Genomic DNA, 23,076 nt, shown 5'->3' with positions numbered 1-23,076 from the left:
GCGAGAGTAGGACACTGCCAGGCACCCAATACAAGAAACCCCGCTCAATGAGCGGGGTTTTTTATTGCCTGACATTCTGTGCTTCAGCACCGATTTACTGACTGCTCAGAGGATGCTCAGGTCATCTGCCTCACAATAAATGACCCGCTCTTTACCCACCGGCTTACCTTTCGACTCTTCTACTCTCTTCGCCAACCCTGATAGCCCCTGGCTATGCCTCCTGCCTATGTTCACTATTGCCGTAACGGGGGAGTGACAAGGAGGGCTGGATACATAGACTGTGAGTTTCATCGGCAAGGGAGCTGTGTATGTTGGGGATCCACGATCTGGCGTTGTTTATCGTATCCGGCCTGCTGTTGAACATGATGCCGGGACCGGACTCCCTTCTCATCATGCTGCGCAGTGGCTCGCAAGGCTGGCGAGCGGGCTCGGTGGCCGCACTGGGCATAGGAACGGGTACCATGGTGCATGTGCTGGCAGCAGCGCTGGGGCTGTCTGCGCTGCTGAGTGCCTCCGCCGAGCTGTTCGCCATCATCAAGCTGATGGGGGCGCTCTATCTGGTCTATCTGGGGGTTTCCCTGCTCAGGCAAGGCGTAAGCTCACCTGTTGCGAGCGAGCCTGCGGTATCGCAGCCAGCACTCTCCTATGGACGGATCTTTCGGCAGGGCCTGCTGACCAATGTGCTCAATCCCAAGGTAGCGCTCTTCTTCCTCGCCTTTGTGCCCCAGTTCATCGATCCCGCCGCACCGCAGAAGGCGCTGGCTTTTATCGTGCTGGGCTGCATCTTTAATATCAACGGGATGATTTGGTGCCACCTGCTGGCCTTCTCGACCGCCTATGCGAGTCGCAAGATGCGCTTGCCTGCCCGGCTGGGGTGTTGGCTCAATCGCGTGATGGGTGGCCTGTTTGTGGGGCTGGGCATCAAGCTGGCCGTGGAGTGAGATGGCGACCGGGCATAGAAAAAGGCGTATCCCATCGCTGGGATACGCCTTTATCTGCACTGCAGCAGGATGACTGAAATCAGTTCATGCCGTAGCGCTTGAGTTTCTTGCGCAGGGTGCCACGGTTGATGCCCATCATCACGGCGGCGCGAGTCTGGTTACCACGGGTGTACTGCATGATCACGTCCAGCATGGGGGCTTCGACTTCGGAGAGAACCATATCGTACAGATCAATCACTTCCTGACCGTTCAACTGGGCCAGGTAGTTACGCAGGGCCTGTTGCACAGAGTCACGCAGGGGGCGCTGGGTCGGCTCGGCAGCGTGATTGTGAGTAGTTGTTACCAATGCATCAGAAGTCAGGGTTTGTTCGAACATATTCGGTCGGCTCTTTAGTTATGCGTTAACCTAATCCATCGAAATACGCTTCGAGTGCCTCGAGTTGTGCGTCTGCACAATCCAGGGCATTGAAGTGCTTACGGAATTCTCGGCCCGTCTCTTCTTCATCCAGATACCAGCCCACGTGTTTACGGGCAATGCGCGCTCCCAGATATGCACCGTAAAACTGGTGCAGGTTGGTAACATGCTCGTTCATCAGGGTGCGAACCTCTTCCCTGTCGGGAGGCGGCAGCTTGGTGCCCGTCTCAAGAAAATGACGGATTTCCCGGAAAATCCAGGGTTGTCCTTGCGCAGCACGGCCGATCATCACGGCGTCGACGCCGGTATAGTCGAGGACATACCGGGCCTTCTCCGGGCTGTCTATGTCGCCATTGGCGACAACAGGAATCGATACGGCCTGCTTAATCGCCCTGATAGTGTCGTATTCCGCTTCGCCCTTGTAGAGGCAGGAGCGGGTACGACCATGCACGGCAAGGGCCGCGATACCGCAATCTTCGGCGATTCGGGCGATCTCCTCGCCATTGCGGTTATCCGGATCCCATCCTGTGCGGATCTTCAAGGTGACAGGTACCTCTACTGCATTCACCACGGCCTGGCAGATGGATCTGACCAGATCGGGTTGGCGCAGCAGGGCGGAGCCTGCCAACTTTTTATTCACTTTTTTTGCCGGACATCCCATGTTGATGTCGACGATCTGAGCGCCCTGCTCGACGTTGTAGCGGGCAGCAAACGCCATCATCTCGGGGTCGGCTCCGGCAATCTGGACCGATCGCAGTCCGGTTTCGGCAGAGTGGCCCATTCTCATCCTGGTTTTCTGGGTATCCCAGACATCCGGGTTGGCCAGCAGCATCTCTGAAACGGCCATGCCGGCTCCCAAACGTAAACAAAGTTCACGAAATGGTCGGTCTGTTACACCGGCCATGGGGGCCACGATCAAGCGAGTTTCAAGCGTGTGGGGACCTATCTGCATTCCACGGTTACCATCGGCTTAGGGCGGCGTATATTACGCATTTTTTAGTCAGGAGAAAAGGTTAGTATTTGAGCGTCAGCCATTTTTTTCTGAAAAAAACGTCGCGCCAAGGCTTGCAAATTCAGGAGTGCTTGAAAATCAGACATATTGTCTGGGACCATGGTCAGGGTCAAATGAGTGAGGGACTCGGTGATTTGACAGTCTCTTTCCGGCGCCTGTTTACGCTATGATAGCGAACCTGAATCGAGCAAAGGCTCCACACAATTTTATTACAAACATAAATTGGGGATGTATGACGTCAAGGTTCATCAAATTGCTCTGCCCGGGTCTGCTGGGAGCCATGCTGGGCTCGGCCCAGGCGCAAACCGTCAGCTTCACCGAGGCCTGGAGCCGGGTCATCCAGCAAGACGACGGGTTGGCGGCGGAGCAGGCCGGGGTGGAGCGGGCAGAGCAACTGCGCGAGGCAGCCAAGGCCATGTACCTGCCCAAGGTGGATGTGGGGGCCAGCTATACCCACCTCGATCAGCCGATGGAACTGGACATGCTGGATCTGAACCCCATCGCCAACCACCCGGAATTTGGCAAGTTACTGGGGCCCGTCATGCAGGCGCTCAACCTCAGCCCCAGCGACTTCGTCACCCCGCTGACCAAACAGAATGTGGTCACCAGTTCGGTCAAGATGCTGTGGCCGCTGTTTACCGGTGGGCGTATCGATGCGGCCCAGGACATTCGCCAGGCGCAGGTGAGCGAAGCGCAGCAACTACTGGTGCTCAAGCAGCAGTCTACCTTCGAGAGCCTCTCCCAGACTTACTTCGGCGTGGTGCTGGCGGCCCAGGTGGTGCAGACCAAGCAGGAGATCGAGCAAGGGCTGGCACACCACCTGGATCATGCCAAAAAGCTCGAAGCCCAGGGCCAGATAGCCAAGGTCGAGCGACTCTCCGCTCAGTCGGCCTATGACAGGGCCCGCATCGATACCCAGAAGGCGCGGCGCAGCCTGGAGATCGCCCAGCTGGCCCTCGGCCACATGCTCAAGCTCAAACAGGCGGAGCCCAATACCAGCCTTTTCATCAACGAGGGGATGCCAGCATTGGCTCCCTTCGTGGAGGAAACCCTGGCGGTACACCCCGGTCTCAAGCTGCTGGCGGCCAAGAAGGAGCAGGCTCAGGGGATGATCAAGCTGGAGAAAGGCAAATATGCCCCCGAGCTCTTCCTGTTTGGCAACTACAACCTCTATGAAGATGACTCCATCGTCTCCAAGACCACCCCGGACTGGCTGGTCGGGGTCGGGGTCAGCATGCCGCTGGTGAGCCGTGACGGCCGATCCGAGACGGTGCAGGCGGCCAAGAGTGCCGAGCTGCAGGTCAATCTGCTGCAGGCCAAGACCCGCCAGGATCTGGAGCTGCTGGTCGAGAAGACCTGGCGCGAGGCAGCGCAGGGGCTGGAGGAGTATCAATCCCTCTCCTCGACCCAGGCGCTGGCGGAAGAGAACGTGCGGCTGCGGGACAAGGCATTCGGTCAGGGGCTCTCCACCTCGCTGGATGTGGTGGATGCCCAGAGCCAGCTGGCCGGGGTCAAGACCCAGCGCGCCGCGGCAGCCTACCAATACGTGGTCTCCCTGGCCCGCCTGCTGGCGCTCTCGGGGCAGATGAACAGTTTCAATCAATATCAGCATGGTCAGGCGATAGAGGTGAATTCATGACTTCGACCCAGCAGACCCATCTATCCATCACTGTTTCGACCACCAAGGGTCGCCCTTTTGTCGAGGTGAATTCATGAGTCATCCCCCCATCAAGAAGAAGATGAGTCAGGGCCAGCCTTGGTTGCTGCCACTTGCCCTGGTGCTGCTGGTCATCTGGCTGGGCTGGCGCTTCTGGCTGGCCTATCAGCCGGAGCCGGTGCGCCTGCAGGGCCAGATTGAGGCGCAGCAGTATTCGGTCTCCTCCAAGGTGGCGGGGCGTATCGACGAGGTGCTGGTGAAGAAGGGAGATCAACTGGCCAAGGGTCAGCTGGCGTTCACCCTGGCGAGCCCCGAAATCGAGGCCAAGCTGAGCCAGGCCAAGGCGGGTCAGGCGGCCGCGGGTGCCATGGCGCAGGAGGCCGAGAAGGGGGCGCGGGCCCAGCAAATAGCTGCTGCCAAGGATCAGTGGCAGCAAGCCAAGGCGGCCGCCCTGCTTCGTGGCAAGACCTATGAACGTATCGCCAGCCTGCATCGGGACGGCGTCATATCGCTGCAAAAGCGTGACGAGGCCTGGACGGCCTGGCAGGCGGCCAAATACAGCGAAGGCATGGCCTGGCAGCAATATCAGATGACCCTGGAAGGGGCGCGGGAGGAGACCAAGGTCGCGGCGCGGGAGCAGGCCAAGATGGCGGCTGGCGGGGTGGCCGAGGTCGAGGCCTATCTGGCCGACACTCGCATCGCCAGCCCACACGAGGGGGAGGTCGCCCAGGTACTGCTGCGCAGCGGCGAGCTGGCGCCCCAGGGCTTCCCTGTGGTGACCCTGCTCGACATGAAGGATGCCTGGGCCCAGTTCCATGTGCGCGAGGATCTGCTGCCCCGCTTCCCGGTCGGCACCGAGTTTGATGCCCGCATCCCGGGCCTTGGCGATCAGACGGTGCGTTTCAAGGTGTCCCATGTGGCCGCGATGGGGGATTTCGCCACCTGGCGAGCCACAGACACCCGTCAGGGGTTCGACATGAAGAGCTTCCAGGTGGAGGCGCGCCCCTTGCAACCGGTTGAGGGGTTGCGGGTTGGCATGAGCGTGCTGGTCGAACTCTGATGGGGCGCGAATGGCGTCTGCTGTGGCAAGACCCCTTCAGCCGGGCCCTGACCAGCTGGATCCCGCTGCTGCTGATCGGGCTCTTGTGCTGGATCTTCTCGGCGGGGTTGGCGCGCGACCTCAAGGTGGGTCTGGTGGACCTGGATCGCAGCACCCTCTCCCGCCAGCTGGCATTTTCACTGGATGGTTCGGCCGGGCTCAAGATAGCGCAGCAGTTTGACGCCATCGACGAGGGCGCCAAGGCACTGCGTGGAGGCGACATCTATGCCCTGGTGGTGATCCCCAATCACCTGGAGCGGGATGCCCGGGAGGGTACCCAGCCCAGGGTGACAGTATTCAACAACGGCCAGTTCATCCTGATCGCCAAGCTGGTCAACGCGGCCCTGGCCCAGGTGGTGGGCACCCTCAACGGCCAGGTGGGTGTGCTGGCGGCCATGGCCGACGGCAAGGCGCTGCCTGGGGCGCTGGGGCAATCTGTGCCCATAGCGAGCCAGGTAACGGCGCTCTACAACATCAACTCCAGCTACGCCCAGTTTCTGCTGAGTGCCCTGCTGCCCGCGGTGTGGCAGATCCTGGTGGTGCTCTATGGCCTCAACGCCCTGGCACGCACCGATCGACTCGGACTGGACTGGACCACCAGAGGGGTCTGGTTCGGCCTCTGGCGCACCCTGCTGCCCCATGTGCTCATCGGGTGGGGGTGGGGGCTGGCGTGGAGCCTGCTGCTGTTCAAGGCGCTGGGTTATCCCATGCAGGGCAGCTGGCTGGTGCTGACGTTGGGTCTGGGGCTGGCTTCGGCCGCCTGCGTCAGCATGGGGGCCTTCTTCTACGGCGTCATTCGGGATCCGGCCCGGGCGCTCTCTCTGGCGGGGGCTTACACTGCACCCGGTTTTGCTTTTATGGGGGTCACCTTCCCGGTCAGCGCCATGGGGGATGTGGCCCAGTTCTGGCGCAGCCTGCTGCCCATCTCCCACTATGTCGAGCTGCAGATAGGCCAGACCAACTACGGCCAGCCGCTGACGGCGGCCCTGCCCCAGTTCGGCGCCCTGCTGCTGTTCCTGCTGCCGCTGCTGCTGGTCGTGCGGCGCTATCAACCCCAGGCCCATGCTGCCCGCAAGCTGGCCACCAAGGAGCCTGAATCATGATGGGTTTCTGGGATCTGGTGCGTCTCGAGTTGCGCACACTGCTGGCGGACAGGGCCATCATGCTGACCCTGTTTGGCGGCGTCTTCTTCTACTCCTTCCTCTATCCGCAGCCCTATCTGCATCAGCTGCCTCGCGAAGAGGCTGTGGTGGTGGTCAACGATGACGGCAGCCAGCTCTCCCGTCAGCTGGAGTTCATGGCCGATGCGACGCCCCAGGTGAAACTGGTGGCTCGGGTCGACAGCCTGACACAGGCGCGGGAGTGGCTGCTGACCGGCAAGGCGAGCGGCATACTGCACATTCCCCGTCACTTCTACCGGGATCTGATGCTGGGCAAGAGCGTCACCCTGGGCTATGCCGGCGACGCTTCTTACTTTCTGGTCTACGGCACCATAGCCGAGGGGCTGGCCCAGGCGGGCGGCACCCTGGCCGCTCAGGTCAAGGTGGCCCGGCTGCTGAGCCACGGCGAGGCGCTGCCCCAGGCGGCCATGGGCTGGAATGCTGTCGGGCTCAACGTGGTGCCTGTGTTCAACCCGTCCATGGGCTATGTGAACTACGTGGTGCCGGCGGTCTTCGTGCTGATCCTGCACCAGGTGCTGCTGATGGGCACCGGCATTCTGGGGGCGACCCAGAACCAGCGAAGCGGGCGAGGGGAGTACGGCTATTGGCAGCAGGCGCCCGTGCTGGCGTTGCTGCTGGCCCGCACCCTGGTGGTGGGGGGGCTGTTCGTGCTGCCGGTGACCTACTTCTTCGGCTTCTGCTTCGACCACTACGGCATAGCCCGCATCGCAGAGCCGGCCGCCTTGTGGCTGTTCACCCTGCCCTTCCTGCTGGCCACCACCTGGCTGGGGGTGGTGCTGGGGGCCCTGTTTACCCGTCGCGACCTGCCGACCCAGGTTGTGCTCATCTCGTCGCTGCCGCTTGTCTTCCTCGCCGGCTTCATCTGGCCGTTGGAGCTGATCCCGCCCCCCCTCAACTGGCTGGCCCAGTGGGTGCCGAGCACGCCGGCCATAGAGGGCTTCCTGCGCCTCAACCAGATGGGCGCCGAGTTCAGTCAGGTGTCGCGCTACTGGTGGCAACTCTGGGGGCTGGCTCTGCTTCATGGCGGCCTCGCCTGCCTGCTGCTGCGCTGGCGTCAGCAGTCGTTACCGATTGCCGGCAAGATGGCAGTGCAGAGTGAGGCGGCCGCCAGCCAGGCGAGATAACGCGGCGGCTAGAGAGTGTGAAACGGTCAGCCCAGGGGCTGACCGTTTTTTTATGCGCAGGCTTGGGTTGTGGATGGGTCAGGCGCGATGGAACTCGGAATCGCCGATGGCGTAGATCTGCCCCAGCGCAGTCTCATCGGCCAACAGGCGCAGGCCATGAATGGCCACATCGCTTCGGCGCACCAGTCCGTGCACCTCCTTGCCCTGGCTCAGCTCGGCACGACCGGTGGCCTCCCCATCCTGCAAGCCGGCCGGCCTAAGGATGGTCCAATCGAGCTCGCTGGTCTGCAGCCAGCTCTCTGCCAGGCTCTTCAAGCGTACCTCGTGACCAAACGCCGCCCTGGCCCGCTCGGGCAGGTATTGCCAGCTGTCGCCGCAGCCGAGGGAGGTCACCAGCAGCAGACGGGTGAGCCCTGTCTGCTCCATGGCGTCGATGACGTGGCGGTTGCCCTGATAATCCACAGGTTGTGGCTGACGGAAGCTGCCGAGGGTGGAGACGACCCGGGCGCCTTGGCCCGCTTGCACGCAAGCCTGCGCAACTGTGGCCGTATCCAGCGCATCCCCTTCGATGACCTCGACCCCCAGGGCGCGCAGCTCAGCGGCCATCTCGGGTTGGCGAACCAGGGCCAGGGCCCTGTGACCCTGGCGCAGGGCCTGATCGGTGAAGGTGCGGCCCAGCCCGCGGCTGGCTCCGAAGATGAGTGTGGTTGGCATTGTGTTGCTCCCTGTGGCGAAAAGGTCAGCCTAAAGGGTTGGCACCGTGCTGTAAATGAGAGTTGTTTTTATTCGAGACGGGGGGAAATACGGCGAGCCCTGGCCACTGGTCCGGGCTCGCACAGGATCAGCCGTTGTAGTGGCCTATGCTGGGGCGACGACTGGGGCCGCTCAGGTGGATATCCACAGGGTTGAACGCCTTGATCGCCTCGAAGCTGAAGTCACCTATGGCCTGATGCAGACTCTGGGGACTGTGGTTGGTGATGATGATGACGCTCTTCGAGAGGTTGCGACGGCGGCGCAACAGGTGGCCGAGGAAGCTGGACTGGCTCTCCGCCATCTTGGCACGGTTGGCCGCGACCTCGTCGATGATCAGCAGATCCACCTCTTCCAGGGCGCGGCGGTACTGATTGCGCTCCTCCTGATCCTGGATGACGTTGAAGAAGAGCCTGTCCACGATGGAGGCCCACTGCTGGAAGATCACCGATTTCTGATGGCGCTCGATCAGCTCGTGGGCCACGGCGCCCGCCAGGGTGGACTTGCCGGTGCCGTAGTCGCCATAGATGAGCATGCAGCCACCGCCGCTCTTCTCCCAATGCTCGAAGCCGCTGATGAAGTAGCGGGCCGTCTCCATGGGGTATTGCAGCGCGGGGTCGCCGGCATCCATCTTCTCGAAGATCCAGTCCGGGTTGAGATCGGCCTGGGCGATCAGCTTCTGGATCCGCTCCTGGCGCGCCGCCTTCTGCAGTTCGCGCACCTCGGCATTGGCCTTGGCGTCGTACTCCTTGCGCAGGGTCTCGTAGTCGTACTGAGTGCCGCCGGTCTGGGCCTGCAGGCGGCGAATGCGCTCGAGCAGACCGCCCACGTGCTGGCTCAGCTCAGGGTCGTGCACACGATGGTCCTGTTTGGCCTTGGCGATCCTCCGGCGCTTGGCCTCGATCTCCTCCAGCTCCTGGCGCAGCGGGTCGTGCGGATCTGTCATGGGATACTCCTTCTGCTGGGGCTGGGGTGACAAGGGGTTAATAGTGCCTGTTGCGGGCATCCGGGATCAATCATTGTCCGGCTCCTGGGTCTGGGCCAGCCGCTTGGCGGCCTCGATCATCTCCTGCGCCCGCTTGCTCGGCCCCGAATCGACGGGGGCCGGGGTGATCTGCTGATAACCGGCTACCTCGGTCGGCTGGCGCCGTGTGTATCGCCGGCTCTTGAGGGTCCGGATGAATTTGAGCATCCACTGATGCTGGGAGTCGAACACCTCGGGGCGGCCAAGCCAGTAGGCGATGAACTCCCCCAGATCCTCTTCGCTGTAGCTGGCATCGATCACCCCGCACAGGCGGGCGAGGGCGGGCAGCTCTTCATCCGGCCGCCACCGCAGATGCATCTGGAAGGGGCGCTCCGGCAGCGGGCTGCGTACCCGCTGGCTTAGCAGGGGCAGCTGGAAGGGGCACTGATGGTAGTGCTCACTGTCCGCCTGCGCCTCGACCTGCAACAATTCGGCTTCCATCAGCTCATCGAGCAGCTCGGTGAGCTGGCGGGCATTGACCTGATAGCAGAACCCGCTGGGATTGCCCGGATCGACCACCGCCAGGGCGCGCCCGAGTTCGGGATAGTTGAGCCTGGGCAGCCGATTTTCCAGCACCAGCCGGCGCAGCTGCAGGGTATAGAGGCTGCGTGCCGGATGGGAGAGTCTGGGATGGGCGAGGGCGCTGTATTCGGCTGGCGTCATGGTTTGCTTCACGATCTGGAGTGGGGGGCATTATCCCTCATGGCGGGGTTGCATACAATTCACAGTGCCCCTGGATGGCTGCCTGATGAGGCAGTGACGACCCTTCATCCAGGGGAGATTGGGAGCGAAAACCTTCCCGATCGCCATGGGTGCGGCATAAATTGCTGACAAAATAATCAGCCCATTTCAAATGGTTGGGAGGCCGACTGGCTATTTGAAGGCGCTGCCCGGCAATATTGGGTGGCAAGATGGCGCCCCCATGTTCTAGGCTTAGTGCTCAAATAACCATTTGACTAATAAGAGCTTTGTCAAGATGTCAAAAGCCGGACTACGGATCCTGGTGGTGGAGGATGAAGCGGTTTTTCGCCACTCGCTGGTCACTTATCTCGAGCATGATGGGGCCTGTGTCTTTCAGGCCGAAGATGGGATCGAAGGGCTCTCGGCAGCCGCGCTCTACCACCCCGATATCGTGTTATGCGATCTGAACATGCCCAACATGGATGGGCATGAGGTGATCGCCTGCCTTGCGGCCCGCTACCCCGAGGTGCCTGTCATTGTCATCTCGGGTCAGGATCAGATGGCTGCCATCGAGCGGGCGCTGCGGGCAGGGGCCAGCGACTTCTTCATCAAGCCGGTGGATGACTATGGCCAGATCCGGCGCAGCATAGATCAGTGCCTGACGAGCAACGCCCACCAGAGCCAGCAACTGGAGCTGATGGAGCACATAGACTTCTTCCGGGCTCACGACCTGGCGTCCAGCCGCCTGCTGGCCTGGCTGGCACCGCCCGGCATGCAGGAGTGGGGGCCCTGGCAGGTGACGTTCGCCGGCATGGGCAATCTGTTCATTCCCGATACCTTCAAGCTGGGCGACAAGCTGCTGGTGCTGGTGATGGAGCTGCCCATCCTCGGGGTGGATGCCGCCTTCTGCGGTGCTCTGGTGCGATCCCTGATGAATGGCCTCTATCGCCAGTTTCAGCAGCAGGAGAGCCAGTTGCTGACCCAGCCCCACAGGTTGCTCGACTACCTCAATCTGCAACTGCTGGAGTCGGGCCTGCGCCACTCCTTTGCCATGGCGGCGCTGCTGTTCGATCAGGAAGACGGGCTGGTATTTGCCAATGCAGGCCTCACCTCACCCCACTGGCTGATGCGCTCTGGGGGGTTGCCGCTCGGGTTGATGCGCAGCAGCCGCTATGGGTTGCACAAGCGCAGCTGGCACGAGCCTTTCGAGTTGCAGTTTCGCAGCGACAGCGGCAGCGCCCTGAAGATGCAGGTTCGTCATCATTGAGGTTGCGGCTTAACGCTAAGACAAACAGGGCGCCCTGTTTGTCTGGTACAGTCCGGACCGGTTAGACGATGGCGGATTGCAGCTTCTTGTCGTGCTCGTCAGCCTCTTTCGCGGGGCCTTCGGCGCCGTGCATCCAGTAGACCAGGCGGTTCGCCATGGTCAGCAGGATCAGGGCGCTGATCACGGCGGCCAGGGCGATGCCACCGAAGATGGCGATCGGACCCGCTTCACCGACGAAGGAACCGATGAAACCGGCCGCATAGTTGGCCAGGGCGACGAAGCCGAACCAGGCACCCATCATCAGGGACGCCAGGCGCAGCGGGGCCAGCTTGGTGACCATGGAGAGGCCGATCGGGGAGAGACAGAGCTCGCCCAGGGTGTGGAACAGGTAGGCACCGACCAGCCAGAACATGGAGGTCTTGACGGCCTGATCGCCGCCTTGTTCCAGCACGGCACCGATCATGAAGAGGAAGCCCACGGCCAGGAACAGCAGACCCATGGCGAATTTCACCGGGGAGTTTGGTTCCTTGCTGCCGAGCTTGATCCAGATGGCCGCTACGATCGGAGCGAGTGTGATGATGAAGAAGGGGTTCAGGGACTGGAACCAGGCGGTCGGTACTTCGAAGCTGCCGATCATGCGATCGGTATATTCCTGTGCATACAGGTTCATCAGACCACCTGCCTGCTCGAAACCTGCCCAGAAGATGATGGTGAACAGACCCAGCACCAGGATTACCTTGATGCGATCCACTTCCTGCTTGGTCAGCGGGGCCTTCTGCTCCTTGGAGCGTTGCAAGGCGGCGCGCTGGGCTGCCGGCATGCGGCCGATGTCACCGAGGAAACGCTGGGCCATGGTGGCTTGCACCACCAGAGAGAGCAGCATGCCGATACCGGCGCTGACGAAGGCGGCTTGCCAGCCGTAGGCGGTGGCGGCGGCACCACAGATCACGCCCGCCAGCAGGGAGCCCAGGTTGATGCCCATGTAGAAGATGGTGAAGGCACCGTCACGACGATGGTCACCTTCCTGATACAGGTCGCCCACCATGGTGGAGATGTTCGGCTTGAACAGACCGTTACCCAGGATCAGCAAGCCAAGGCCCGCGTAGAAGACGGTGTTGACCATGTCCGGGAACATGGCGTGGGGCAGGGCCAGGGTAAATTGACCCGCGGCCATGAAGATGGCACCGATCAGGATGGCGCGGCGTTGACCGAGGAAGGTGTCGGCCAGCCAGCCTCCGATGATCGGGGTGATGTAGACCAGACCGGTATAGATGCCGTACAGCTTGAGGGCGTCGGCCTGGGTCCAGCCCATGCCGCCGTTGGCCGTCATGTCAGTCAGATAGAGGACGAGCACGGCACGCATGCCGTAGTAGGAGAATCTCTCCCAGAGTTCGGTACTAAAGAGCAAAAAGAGCCCTTTAGGGTGACCTAAAAAGGTCCCTTTGGACGGGTTATTCATTGGAACTTCCACCTGTGTCTTATATTTTTTTAGAAATTTTATGCAAGGGCTAGGAACCAGCCATATTCCTTATAAAACAAGCAGGATTGAATTACAATGACAGGTTTTGACGATATTTTATCTATCGATGGTTGAATATTTGTTTATAAAATGAAAATGGGCATCGAATGATGCCCAGTCTTTTATTCTGTGTATTGTGTTAATTTTCAGCAATTACAGCTGTTTGACAAACTGCTTGAGCCAGGCGGTAAATTCACCGTCCAGTTCGCGGTGGCGTACCGCATATTCCACGTTGGCCTTCATGTAACCCAGCTTACTGCCGCAATCGTGACTGCGACCCTTCATGAAGTAGGCATTGACCTGCTCCTTCTCCATCAGCATGGCGATGGCATCGGTCAGCTGGATCTCGTCGCCCGCCCCGGCCGGGGTTTTCTCCAGCAGGGGCCAGATGTTGGCGGAGAGCACATAACGGCCGACCACTGCCAGGTTGGAGGGCGCCTCGTCGCGCGGCGGCTTCTCGACGATGGCCTGCATCGGCAGTGACATGCCGGCGCTCAGGGCCTCGCCCTTGATGTCGGCGATGCCGTATTTGTCCACTTCGCTCTCGGGGACGGCTTCCACCATGATCTGGCTGATCTGGTCCGCCTCGAACATGTGCACCATCTCGGCCAGGTTGTCCTGTTTGAGATCGCTCGCCACTTCGTCGATCAACACGTCAGGCAGCAGCACGGCAAAGGGGTTATCCCCGATCAGCGGGCGGGCGCACAGCACTGCATGACCCAGGCCCTTGGCCTCGCCCTGTCGCACGTGCATGATGGTGACGTCTTTCGGGCAGATGTGCTGCACCTCTTCCAGCAGTTGGCGCTTGACCCGCTTCTCCAGAGTCGCCTCCAGCTCGAAGCTCTTGTCGAAATGGTTTTCGATGGAGTTCTTGCTGGAGTGGGTCACCAGGATGATCTCCTTGATGCCGGCGGCGATGGCTTCACGCACCACATACTGGATCAGCGGCTTGTCGACCACTGGCAGCATCTCTTTGGGGATGGCCTTGGTGGCGGGCAGCATGCGGGTACCCAGACCGGCAACGGGGAGGACGGCCTTGCGAACAACGAGTGGTGTCTTTTTCATGGAATGAGTCCGAAGATACAAAGTGTGCTCATGATACCCGAAGAAAAATAGGGCAGCCACAGGCTGCCCTCGGATGAATGGGATTCAAACCGGTTACTTGACGATAATCATGTCCCGATTCGCATCCAGGGTGGCGGGCCCTATGCCACTCACCTCCGCCAGCTGATCCACCGAGGTGAACTTGCCCTGTTTCTCGCGGTAGTCGACGATGGCTTGCGCTTTTTTCTCGCCGATGCCTTTCAGCGACGCGAGTTCATCGGCACTGGCGGTATTGAGGTTGATCTTGCCCACCTCCTTGGCGCTGGTGACCATGGTGGTGGGTTTGGCGGCTGGCTTGTCGGCGGCCAGCAGGGGCTGGCTCAGCAGGGGCAGGCAACCCAGCAACAGGGCGGCAATCAGAGTCTTTCGGTTCATTTCTTCATGTCCTTATGTAGTGTCAATTGACTATTGATAATTAGCCGAGCTGCGGCACTTTTTGTCTGTCATTTCTTACACTTTATAAGTCAGTGCAAACGGCTATAAGCCAGCTAAGCCTGAAGCAGTTACACTGGCTAACCATTTGAGCGAGATATCTTTTCTATGTTTTTACCCGCCATTTCCGCACTGGAGCCCATCGCCCGCGCCGCCGGTGACGCCATCCTGGCCATCTACTGTCAGCCCTTTGCGGTGGAGTACAAGCAGGACGAGAGTCCGCTCACCGCCGCCGATCAGGGGGCGCACGAGGTGATAGTGCAGGCGCTGGCCCGGTTGACGCCGGATATTCCTGTGCTGTCGGAAGAGTCCGACGCCGAGACGATGCAGGTGCGGTGCAGCTGGTCCCGCTACTGGTTGGTGGACCCGCTCGATGGCACCAAGGAATTTGTCTCCCGCAACGGCGAATTCACCGTGAACATCGCGCTGATCGAGGAGGGCAGGCCGGTCTGGGGTCTGGTCTATGCCCCTGTGCTGGATAAGCTCTGGTATGGCGGTAAAGAGATCGGGGCCTGGCGTGTTGCCGATGGTGAGTGCGAAGCCATCCAGGTCCGGCCTCACCGGGAAGGTACGCCCTGGCGGGTGGTGGGCAGCCGCAACCATCTTTCCCAGGCGACCCTGGATTACTTGGCGCCGTTTGGTGAGATTGAGCTGGTCTCCATGGGCAGCTCCCTCAAGTTCTGCATCATTGCCGAAGGGGGCGCCGAGCTCTATCCGCGTCTTGCCCCCACCTGCGAGTGGGACACGGCGGCGGCGCAGGCTGTGCTGGAAGGAGCGGGGGGCAGCGTGACCCAACTCGATGGCTCAGCGCTTGCCTACAACAAGCCGGATATCCTCAACCCCTGGTTTGTGGCGCGGGCCTGATTGCCGTCGCCAGGGCGCGCAGATGTAAAAAGGCCGGACAGTGTCCGGCCTTTTGCATTTTCGCGTTCAATGATACCAGTCGTTTCCCGATTCAGAACACCTTCTTGAACGGCTTGATGGTCACCCTGGCATAGACGCCTGCCGCCACATAAGGGTCCGCATCCGCCCATGCCTTGGCGTCCGCCTGGCTGGGGAACTCGGCGATAACGGTGCTGCCGGTGAAGCCCGCATCGGCCGGATCCTCGGCATCGATGGCCGGATTGGGGCCGGCCGTCAGCAGGCGCCCCTCATCCTGCAGCGCCTGCAGGCGGGCGAGGTGAGCGGGGCGAGCCAGCTTGCGCTGGGGCAGGCTGCCGGCGACATCTTCGGAATAGATGAGATACCACATGAGAGGATCCTTTCTGGTTGCGGTTATTTTTTCTGTTCTGCTTTCTGCTCGGCCGGCATGTGGCGATAGAGATAGACGCCACTCAGCAGGGTGAACACCAGCGTCATGCCCAGCAGGCCGAAGACCTTGAAGTTGACCCACATCTCTTGCGACAGGTTGAAGGCCACATAGAGATTGAGCAGGCCGCAGAGGGCGAAGAAACCGACCCAGCCGAGGTTGACGTTGTCCCAGATGCGGTCGGGGGCCTGCAGCTCCTTGGCCAGCATCTGCTTGATGAGATTTTTGCCAAAGCCGTAGCGGCTGATGAGCAGGGCGAGGGCAAAGAGGGCATTGATCACGGTCACCTTCCACTTGATGAAGGTATCGTCATGGAAGAAGACGGTGAGGCCGCCGAAGAAACCGACCAGCAGGAAGGTAAACAGCTGCATCTTCTCGACCTTGCGATAGCGCACCCAGCTGTAGAGCAGCTGGAGGCCGGTGACGACCACCAGGGCGCCGGTGGCGGTGTAGATGTCGTAGAACTTGTAGACCGCGAAGAAGACGATCAGGGGAATGAATTCAATAAACTGCTTCATGCTGGGCTCTAACCTCAAAATTTCACTCAGTGTACCTGCCCGTTAGGCAACGGCAAATGAATAAGACCGTTCATTTAGTATGCAGTTCCCCGCTGCGGGGCCGCCACCCTTCGGGGTGACGATGATTCTTGTTGCGCCATCTAGCCGAACAGCTGACTGGCAACGAGGCTGCCGAGCCGCAACTGGTCATCCAGCAAGTCACGGATATGGCGCTCCTCGATGAGGGGGTTGAGCAGGACGGCGCGCAGCAGGGTGAGCGGCTGTGCTCCGTAGCGGCTCACCGCACGCTGGGTGCGGGAGACGAAGCTGTGCCCCTCGGCGCGTTGGGCCTTCTGCAACGCCACGTTGAAGGCGTTGATCTGCTCGTTGGCCGCCTCGTCCGGTGCCTTGCCTTGCAGGTGAGGTGGAATGCAGCGATAGGAGAGCAGGTTCATCACGGGAGCCGACATCAGCTCGAAGGCGGGGTGGGCATCGATGAGCTCTGCCATCCGCCGCGCTCTGTCGTAATTGGCTTCGATAAGCTGGGCATAGCCCTGCCGGCCCAGCAGCTGGAAGGCGGCATCCAGATAGAGTGCGTTGGCGGGGCGGGTGCCCTCCAGGGTGAAGCGACCCTGATCGAAGGAGCTGGCGCGAATGGCGTAGGGCGCCTCCCGCTTCACCGTCATCATCAGATCTGGCTGGCGGCAGAGCAACATGCCGGTACCGAGTGGTACCAGCAACTGCTTGTGGCCATCCAGGGTGACGGTATCGGCTCGCTCGATCCCCTCCAGCAGCCCCTGGTAGCGGGGGGAGAGCAGGGTCGGGCCGCCCCAGGCGGCATCCACGTGAAAGTGGATCTGCTCGCGCCGGGCGATGGCGGCGAGCTCGGGCAGGGGATCGATGGAACCAAAGTCCGTGCTGCCGGCGACCCCTACCAGGGCCAGCACCTTGAGCTTCTGCTCCCGGCATCGGACCAGTGCGCTCTCGAGCGCCGAGAGGCAGAGCCGGTTATCGGCATCGGTCTCGAGCCGCCAGACGCGGCAAGCCCCCAGCCCCAGCAGATCCATCCCCTTGTCGAAGGAGTAGTGCATCAGCCTGGACCCCAGGATCACGGCGCCTCGATAACCCTGCTCATAGAGGGAAAACAGATCGTCGCCACAGGCCCGGTTGCGGGCCAGCCAGAGAGCGGTGACGTTGGCGATGGTGCCGCCGCTGGTCATGACGCCGAGGGCGGCGTCTTTGGCGTGCATCTGCGCTTCGTAAAAGCCGTCGTCCTCGCGATAGACGAGACGATGCAGCTTGGCCAGTACCTCCCGCTCCAGGAAGCTGAGCAGGCGGGAGGACTCCATCTTCATCGGATTCTGATTGAGCATCACCAGCAGTCGGGAGAGCTCGGCGGTGAAGGCTGGCAAGGGGGCCGTCATGTGTCCCATGTAGTGGGGCGAGGTGAGATGGGAGGCGCCTGGTACCAGGGTGGCAAGGCGGGCCAGGTAGGCCTGGGTGCTCATGCCGATGGCGGGCATGGACGACTGATCGAGTTGATGGACGAAGCTGTCGCGCTGGTAAGGTGCCTGACTGTCATCCGAGTGATGGAAGGTCTCCAGCAGGGCCGTCATGGCCTGGCCGAAGTCAGGATCCGGTTGTGTAAACAGTTCAGTCAGCTTCATCAGGTTCTCCAGACCAGCCTGTCGGGCAGAAAGTACCGGGCGCGCGCCATGCCGGACAGACACGGCCATCTGCGCGGGTGGCGTCGGCCGCAGAGCATACACCAAAGGGGCGGGGGGAACAGCCACCTCCTCACCCCGAGACTCCCTGGCCAGTCCCTTTTATTTTGAGCTAACACTTGTAGCCTGAAATGCCGGCCGCTAGAGTGGATCGGGTCTTGGTTGGAGGTGATGATGATGGATGTAACGGGGTATTCCCCACGGGAAGAGTGGGCCAATCGCCTCAGCCATGGGCTGGGGTTGCTGCTTGGAGGCCTGGGGCTTGTCTTGCTGCTGCACAAGGGATGGGATCAGGGCCCCCGGGTATTGCTGAGTTACGGCCTCTACGGCACCGGCCTCTACGGCACCAGCCTGGTGCTGCTCTACCTCGCCTCGACCCTCTACCACAGCATGAGGTCGGCGGCGGCCAGGCGCTGGTGCAAGCTGTTCGATCACTGTGCCATTTACCTGCTGATCGCCGGCACCTACACACCCTTCCTGCTGGTGGCGCTCGATACCCCGCTGGCGCGGGGGCTGATGGTGGTGATCTGGGGGTTGGCCCTGGCCGGAGTGCTGTTCAAGCTCTTGTTCATCAACCGCTTCAAACGCCTGTCACTGTTCACCTATCTGATGCTGGGCTGGCTGTCCCTGGTGGTCGTCTATCAGCTCTACCTCCATCTGGATGGCACCGGGCTCATGCTGCTGGGACTCGGCGGACTGATCTACAGTCTGGGCACCATCTTCTACATGGCCAGGCAGATCCCCTACAACCACGCCATCTGGCATCTGTTCGTGCTGGGCGGGAGTGTTTGTCACTTCATGGCCATCTATGGCTATGTCGCCTGACTAGCCCTTAATTGGTATTTTTGCGCTCATGAAAGCCTGAATTCGTGCGGTATCCCACAGTTGCCCCCTTCGTTTGCTGACAAGCTAGGGTCAGTTCAGCTTGGAAAGGATGCAAATAATGAGTGAGATCGCGCTTTCCATCAGCATGTTGTCGCTGGTGGCGGTGCTGGGACTCTGGCTGGGAAACTGGCGAGTCTATGGCGTTGGTTTAGGGATTGGCGGTGTGCTGTTCGGCGGCATCATAGTGGGTCATTTTGCCGGGCTATCCGGCTTGAAGCTGGATGAGCACACACTTCATTTTATTCAAGAATTTGGTTTGATCCTGTTCGTCTACACCATAGGCATCCAGGTTGGTCCCGGTTTCTTCTCTTCCCTGCGCAGCTCGGGGCTCAAGCTCAATGGCTTTGCCGCTCTGCTGGTGCTGCTCGGCTGCGTGGTGGCCGCCGCGCTGCACCAGCTGTTCGACGTGCCGCTGCCGGTGATCCTCGGGGTCTTCTCCGGTGCCGTGACCAACACCCCTTCGCTGGGGGCGGGTCAGCAGATCCTGGCGGAGCTCGGGGCGGATCCGGGCTCCACCGGCCTGATGGGGATGGGCTATGCGGTGGCCTACCCGTTCGGGATCTGTGGCATTTTGCTCACCATGTGGCTTATTCGCATGTTCTTTCACATCAAGATCGACGAAGAAGCGGCCGCGTTCGAGCAACAGGCAGGCAAAACCAAGGAGAGCCTGCAAACCATCAACATCGCCGTGCGCAATCCCAACATGCACGGCCTGATGCTTGGCGAGATCCCGAGCCTGGACGAGGCCGATGTCATCTGCTCCCGCCTCAAGCGCGGTGACGAGTTGATGGTGCCCAGACCTGACTCGCGCATCGAGCTCGGGGATCTGCTGCACCTGGTGGGGGAGCGTCACGCCCTGCACAAGGTGCTGCTGGTGCTCGGGGAGGAGGTGGATACCTCCCTCTCCACCCGGGGCACGGATCTGCGCGTCGAGCGGGTGGTGGTCACCAACGAGCAGGTGCTCGGCAAACGGATCCGCGATCTCGACATCAAGCAGAAATATGACGTGGTCATCTCGCGCCTCAACCGGGCTGGCATCGAACTGGTTCCGACCAGCCAGACCAGCCTGCAGTTTGGCGACATCCTGAACCTGGTGGGGCGGCTCGATGCCATCGAGGCCGTGACCAGTGTGGTCGGCAACGTCCAGCAGAAGCTGCAGCAGGTACAGATGCTGCCGGTCTTCATCGGCATTGGTCTGGGGGTATTGCTCGGCTCCATTCCCTTCTACCTGCCGGGCTTCCCGGCGGCCCTCAAACTGGGTCTGGCAGGGGGGCCGCTGGTGGTGGCCCTCATCCTGTCGCGCATCGGCAGCATCGGCAAGCTCTACTGGTTCATGCCGCCGAGTGCCAACCTGGCACTGCGGGAGATCGGCATAGTGCTGTTTCTGGCGGTGGTGGGGTTCAAGTCCGGGGCCGGCTTCATCGACACCCTGATCAACGGGGATGGTCCTGCCTGGATGATGTACGGCGTGGCGATCACCCTTATCCCGCTGCTGGTGGTCGGGGTGCTGGCGCGCCACTATGGCAAGGTCAATTATCTCACCCTGTGCGGCCTGTTGGCTGGCTCCATGACGGACCCCCCCGCTCTGGCCTTCGCCAACGGCATGCACCCCACCAGTGGCGCCAGCGCCCTGTCATACGCGACCGTCTACCCCCTGGTGATGTTCCTGCGGATCATCTCGCCACAGCTGCTGGCCATCCTGCTCTGGGCCGGGGCCTGAGCCGACATGAAATGGGAGCCATAGTGGCTCCCATCTTCGCAGGCTCATTTTTGATGCTATTGATTTAGTTAATTTTATTTCCCATCAAACACCCTTCGTTTTCGGCGCGAATCCAAGTCTCATTTCGGTCTGTTCGTTCGATTTTTCTCACTGGTTTCTGGTCAGACTAACGGGCACATTGGACGCTGGAAATCTATGCCCATTGATATTTCAGGAGAAACCATGAGCAGCAAGAACATCGTACTGGATCAAGATGTCGTCGTTACCCAATTGCAAGGCAAAGTCTATCTGATTGCCGCTGACGGGAGCCAGACGCTTCTTTCCGAAGGCGATGTGCTGCCCAAGGATGCGGTCTTGCTTGCGCCGGAGGGGGCCAGCTTCCAGGGTGGAGAGACCACCTTTACCCTGAGCCCGAGCAACACTCCCGAGGCGGAGGAACCCCAGCTGGCGCAGCAGGGGCCGGCGAATGTGCCTGACGATATTGCCGCCCTGCAGCAGGCTATTCTGGCGGGGACGGATCCGACCCAGGCATTTGAAGCGTCGGCGGCGGGCGGGGCACCCGCTACAGGCAACATCGGCGGCATTGCAGGCGCCAGCGGCAATGGTGGCTTCGTCACCATAGATCGTACCGGCGATACCACCATAGCGGCGGCGGGTTTTGATACCGCTACCCAGGCCGACACGGGTGTGATTGGCGATGCGTTCGCGGGTGAGGAAGATCAGTTGATCGACCTGGTGCCGCCGGTGATCACAGTATCGGCCCCTGACAATACCAATGACACGACTCCAACCCTGACCGGTACCACGGATGCCCCGGCGGGGAGCACGGTGACCCTGCTGGTCACGGATGCCAATGGCAATCAACAGACCCTGACCACGACCGTCAATCCGGACGGCACCTTCAGCGTGGATGTCACCACGCCGCTGGCGGATGGCTCCTATACGGTCACCGCCAATGTGACCGATCCTGCCGGTAACACAGGCACTGCCACCGATGATGGCAGCGTGGATGGCACGGCTCCCTCTGCTCCCCTGGTGGAGATCCAGGATGGCGCTGACAACATCATCTCCTCCAATGAGCGCGAGAACGGCGTGAATGTCATCATCCGTTTGCCAGCCGATGCCAAGGTCGGTGATCGCCTTGACGTGGACTGGAATGGGGATGGGGTGCCTGACGCCAGCTCCATCCTGACTGCTGATGACATCGGCAAGACCCAGATTACCCTGACTATTCCCACCACGGATCTGCCGGTCAATGGCGCCATCACAGTGGATGCCACCCTGACCGATCCTGCTGGCAATACCTCACCCAAGGGCACTGACAACAGCGTGGTGAATGCCGCGCCTGTGCCAGGAGACGACCAGTTCACCGTGGAAGAGGACGGGACGGTCACCATCAACGTGCTCGGCAACGACTCCGACCTAGATGGCGATCGCCTCAGCATCACCGCCATCAATGGTCAGGCCATTGCCGAAGGCGGCTCGGTGGCGATCGGCAATGGTTCGGTCACTCTGACCAACGGCCAGCTGGTCTTTACGCCATCCCCTGATTTCAATGGCAATATTTCGTTCGAATACACAGTCACAGATGGTTTGCACAGTGCCACTGGCGGCGTGACCGGGACTGTCACGCCGGTTAATGATGCTGCCATCATTGCCGGCAGCGACACCGGTGGCGTGACCGAAGATGAGAGCACCCCGCTGCTGACCGAGACCGGCACCCTGAGCGTGACCGACGTGGACGGCGCCGATGAGGCCAAGTTCCTGGCCGGCAACGGCACCCCGAGCGCGGGTGCGCTGGGTAGCCTGACCATCACCGAAGGCGGAGCCTGGACCTACAACGTCGACAACAGCAAGGTGCAGTACCTGGGCGAAGGCGAGACCAAGGTCGAGACCTTCACCGTGCAGTCTGTGGATGGCACCGAGCACACCGTCACCATCACCATCACCGGCGTCAACGATGCGGCGGTGATCACCGGTAGCGACAGCGGTGCAGTCACCGAAGATGAGAGCACCCCGACCCTGACCGAGACCGGCACCCTGAGCGTGACCGACGTGGACGGCGCCGACGAGGCCAAGTTCCTGGCCGGCAACGGCACCCCGAGCGCGGGTGCGCTGGGTAGCCTGACCATCACCGAAGGCGGAGCCTGGACCTACAACGTCGACAACAGCAAGGTGCAGTACCTGGGCGAAGGCGAGACCAAGGTCGAGACCTTCACCGTGCAGTCTGTGGATGGCACCGAGCACACCGTCACCATCACCATCACCGGCGTCAACGATGCCGCGGTGATCACCGGTAGCGACAGCGGTGCGGTCACCGAAGATGAGAGCACCCCGACCCTGACCGAGACCGGCACCCTGAGCGTGACCGACGTGGACGGCGCCGACGAGGCCAAGTTCCTGGCCGGCAACGGCACCCCGAGCGCGGGTGCGCTGGGTAGCCTGACCATCACCGAAGGCGGAGCCTGGACCTACAACGTCGACAACAGCAAGGTGCAGTACCTGGGCGAGGGCGAAACCAAGGTCGAGACCTTTGTGGTCACCTCCGTGGATGGCACCGAGCACACCGTCACCATCACCATCACCGGCAGCAACGACGCGGCGGTGGTGAGCAGCGCCAACGTGACCCTGACCGAGACCGATGCGCCGCTGGTGACTGGCGGCACCCTGACCGCGACCGACGTGGACAACCCGGACAACACCTTCACCCCGATCACCGTGGTGGGCCAGTACGG

At 61.3% G+C, this 23,076-nt stretch carries 21 protein-coding genes; 10 read left to right on the top strand and 11 right to left on the bottom strand.

Features of this window, described 5'->3' with window-relative positions; genetic code table 11:
* The first annotated feature begins 308 nt into the window (after positions 1-308).
* On the top strand, positions 309-941 hold the full coding sequence (locus PG898_RS20605; protein WP_270824959.1) for a LysE family translocator: 633 nt from the start codon (positions 309-311) through the stop codon (positions 939-941).
* 79 nt (positions 942-1,020) lie between these two features.
* Here the strand turns inward: PG898_RS20605 and fis are convergent, their stop codons facing one another.
* Positions 1,021-1,317, bottom strand: coding sequence for a DNA-binding transcriptional regulator Fis (gene fis / locus PG898_RS20600; RefSeq protein ID WP_005309538.1), 297 nt, complete (start codon positions 1,315-1,317; stop codon positions 1,021-1,023).
* Between the two features lie 25 nt (positions 1,318-1,342).
* Positions 1,343-2,308: a tRNA dihydrouridine synthase DusB gene (gene dusB, locus PG898_RS20595; RefSeq protein WP_270824958.1), complete on the bottom strand. Its 966-nt coding sequence runs from the start codon at positions 2,306-2,308 to the stop codon at positions 1,343-1,345.
* Between the two features lie 292 nt (positions 2,309-2,600).
* Between dusB and PG898_RS20590 the strand changes: the two genes are divergently transcribed.
* The 4 genes from PG898_RS20590 to PG898_RS20575 all read left to right on the top strand — a co-directional run bounded on the left by PG898_RS20590 (position 2,601) and on the right by PG898_RS20575 (position 7,429).
* A complete protein-coding gene (locus PG898_RS20590; protein WP_270824957.1) occupies positions 2,601-4,007 on the top strand; it encodes a TolC family protein in 1,407 nt (468 codons plus the stop codon).
* Between the two features lie 73 nt (positions 4,008-4,080).
* On the top strand, positions 4,081-5,085 hold the full coding sequence (locus PG898_RS20585) for an HlyD family secretion protein (RefSeq protein WP_270824956.1): 1,005 nt from the start codon (positions 4,081-4,083) through the stop codon (positions 5,083-5,085).
* Positions 5,085-6,227: an ABC transporter permease gene (locus tag PG898_RS20580; RefSeq protein WP_270824955.1), complete on the top strand. Its 1,143-nt coding sequence runs from the start codon at positions 5,085-5,087 to the stop codon at positions 6,225-6,227. The genes PG898_RS20585 and PG898_RS20580 overlap by 1 nt, the downstream gene beginning before the upstream one ends.
* Positions 6,224-7,429, top strand: a complete 1,206-nt coding sequence (locus PG898_RS20575) for an ABC transporter permease (protein ID WP_270824954.1) — start codon at positions 6,224-6,226, stop codon at positions 7,427-7,429. The genes PG898_RS20580 and PG898_RS20575 overlap by 4 nt, the downstream gene beginning before the upstream one ends.
* A gap of 78 nt (positions 7,430-7,507) precedes the next feature.
* On the opposite strand, the gene PG898_RS20570 is transcribed toward PG898_RS20575, so the two are convergent.
* From PG898_RS20570 to PG898_RS20560, 3 genes are all read right to left on the bottom strand, one after another.
* Entirely contained in the window at positions 7,508-8,143 is a 636-nt protein-coding gene (locus tag PG898_RS20570; protein ID WP_270824953.1) for an NAD(P)-dependent oxidoreductase, read from the bottom strand.
* A gap of 127 nt (positions 8,144-8,270) precedes the next feature.
* Positions 8,271-9,125: a DnaA ATPase domain-containing protein gene (locus PG898_RS20565; protein ID WP_168234435.1), complete on the bottom strand. Its 855-nt coding sequence runs from the start codon at positions 9,123-9,125 to the stop codon at positions 8,271-8,273.
* Between the two features lie 66 nt (positions 9,126-9,191).
* The gene (locus PG898_RS20560; RefSeq protein WP_042649095.1) at positions 9,192-9,866 is read right to left on the bottom strand and encodes a DnaT-like ssDNA-binding domain-containing protein; all 675 of its coding nucleotides are present in this window, start codon (positions 9,864-9,866) and stop codon (positions 9,192-9,194) included.
* A gap of 313 nt (positions 9,867-10,179) precedes the next feature.
* Here PG898_RS20560 and PG898_RS20555 point away from each other — a divergent pair, with 313 nt between their 5' ends.
* Complete coding sequence (locus PG898_RS20555; RefSeq protein ID WP_270824952.1) at positions 10,180-11,151, top strand: response regulator; 972 nt, start codon at positions 10,180-10,182, stop codon at positions 11,149-11,151.
* A gap of 61 nt (positions 11,152-11,212) precedes the next feature.
* Here PG898_RS20555 and PG898_RS20550 read toward each other — a convergent pair whose 3' ends face one another.
* From PG898_RS20550 to PG898_RS20540, 3 genes are all read right to left on the bottom strand, one after another.
* Positions 11,213-12,610 (bottom strand): peptide MFS transporter, encoded by a 1,398-nt coding sequence (locus PG898_RS20550; RefSeq protein WP_270824951.1) that lies wholly within the window; start codon positions 12,608-12,610, stop codon positions 11,213-11,215.
* Positions 12,611-12,823: 213 nt separating this feature from the next.
* Positions 12,824-13,735, bottom strand: coding sequence for a UTP--glucose-1-phosphate uridylyltransferase GalU (gene galU / locus PG898_RS20545; protein WP_041205077.1), 912 nt, complete (start codon positions 13,733-13,735; stop codon positions 12,824-12,826).
* 93 nt (positions 13,736-13,828) lie between these two features.
* Positions 13,829-14,149, bottom strand: a complete 321-nt coding sequence (locus PG898_RS20540; protein WP_270824950.1) for a ComEA family DNA-binding protein — start codon at positions 14,147-14,149, stop codon at positions 13,829-13,831.
* Positions 14,150-14,314: 165 nt separating this feature from the next.
* Here PG898_RS20540 and cysQ point away from each other — a divergent pair, with 165 nt between their 5' ends.
* On the top strand, positions 14,315-15,070 hold the full coding sequence (gene cysQ, locus PG898_RS20535; RefSeq protein ID WP_270824949.1) for a 3'(2'),5'-bisphosphate nucleotidase CysQ: 756 nt from the start codon (positions 14,315-14,317) through the stop codon (positions 15,068-15,070).
* A gap of 91 nt (positions 15,071-15,161) precedes the next feature.
* On the opposite strand, the gene PG898_RS20530 is transcribed toward cysQ, so the two are convergent.
* The 3 genes from PG898_RS20530 to PG898_RS20520 form a co-directional block, all read right to left on the bottom strand.
* The gene (locus PG898_RS20530) at positions 15,162-15,458 is read right to left on the bottom strand and encodes a YciI family protein (RefSeq protein WP_005327955.1); all 297 of its coding nucleotides are present in this window, start codon (positions 15,456-15,458) and stop codon (positions 15,162-15,164) included.
* A 23-nt stretch (positions 15,459-15,481) separates the two neighbouring features.
* Positions 15,482-16,033, bottom strand: a complete 552-nt coding sequence (locus PG898_RS20525; RefSeq protein WP_005327953.1) for a septation protein A — start codon at positions 16,031-16,033, stop codon at positions 15,482-15,484.
* Between the two features lie 140 nt (positions 16,034-16,173).
* Positions 16,174-17,679: an aminotransferase class V-fold PLP-dependent enzyme gene (locus tag PG898_RS20520; RefSeq protein ID WP_270824947.1), complete on the bottom strand. Its 1,506-nt coding sequence runs from the start codon at positions 17,677-17,679 to the stop codon at positions 16,174-16,176.
* Positions 17,680-17,910: 231 nt separating this feature from the next.
* Between PG898_RS20520 and trhA the strand changes: the two genes are divergently transcribed.
* The 3 genes from trhA to PG898_RS20505 all read left to right on the top strand — a co-directional run.
* On the top strand, positions 17,911-18,561 hold the full coding sequence (gene trhA / locus PG898_RS20515) for a PAQR family membrane homeostasis protein TrhA (RefSeq protein WP_270824946.1): 651 nt from the start codon (positions 17,911-17,913) through the stop codon (positions 18,559-18,561).
* A gap of 118 nt (positions 18,562-18,679) precedes the next feature.
* Complete coding sequence (locus tag PG898_RS20510; protein WP_043133054.1) at positions 18,680-20,341, top strand: putative transporter; 1,662 nt, start codon at positions 18,680-18,682, stop codon at positions 20,339-20,341.
* Between the two features lie 222 nt (positions 20,342-20,563).
* Positions 20,564-23,076, top strand: a 2,513-nt coding sequence (locus PG898_RS20505; RefSeq protein ID WP_270830630.1) for a retention module-containing protein, incomplete at its 3' end; no start/stop codon positions are given.

The sequence above is a fragment of the Aeromonas sp. QDB31 genome, from assembly GCF_027707605.1.
Lineage (GTDB): Bacteria > Pseudomonadota > Gammaproteobacteria > Enterobacterales > Aeromonadaceae > Aeromonas > Aeromonas media.
The sequence above is the reverse complement of the archived record's forward strand: the minus strand, read 5'-3'. Positions and strand labels throughout refer to the sequence as shown.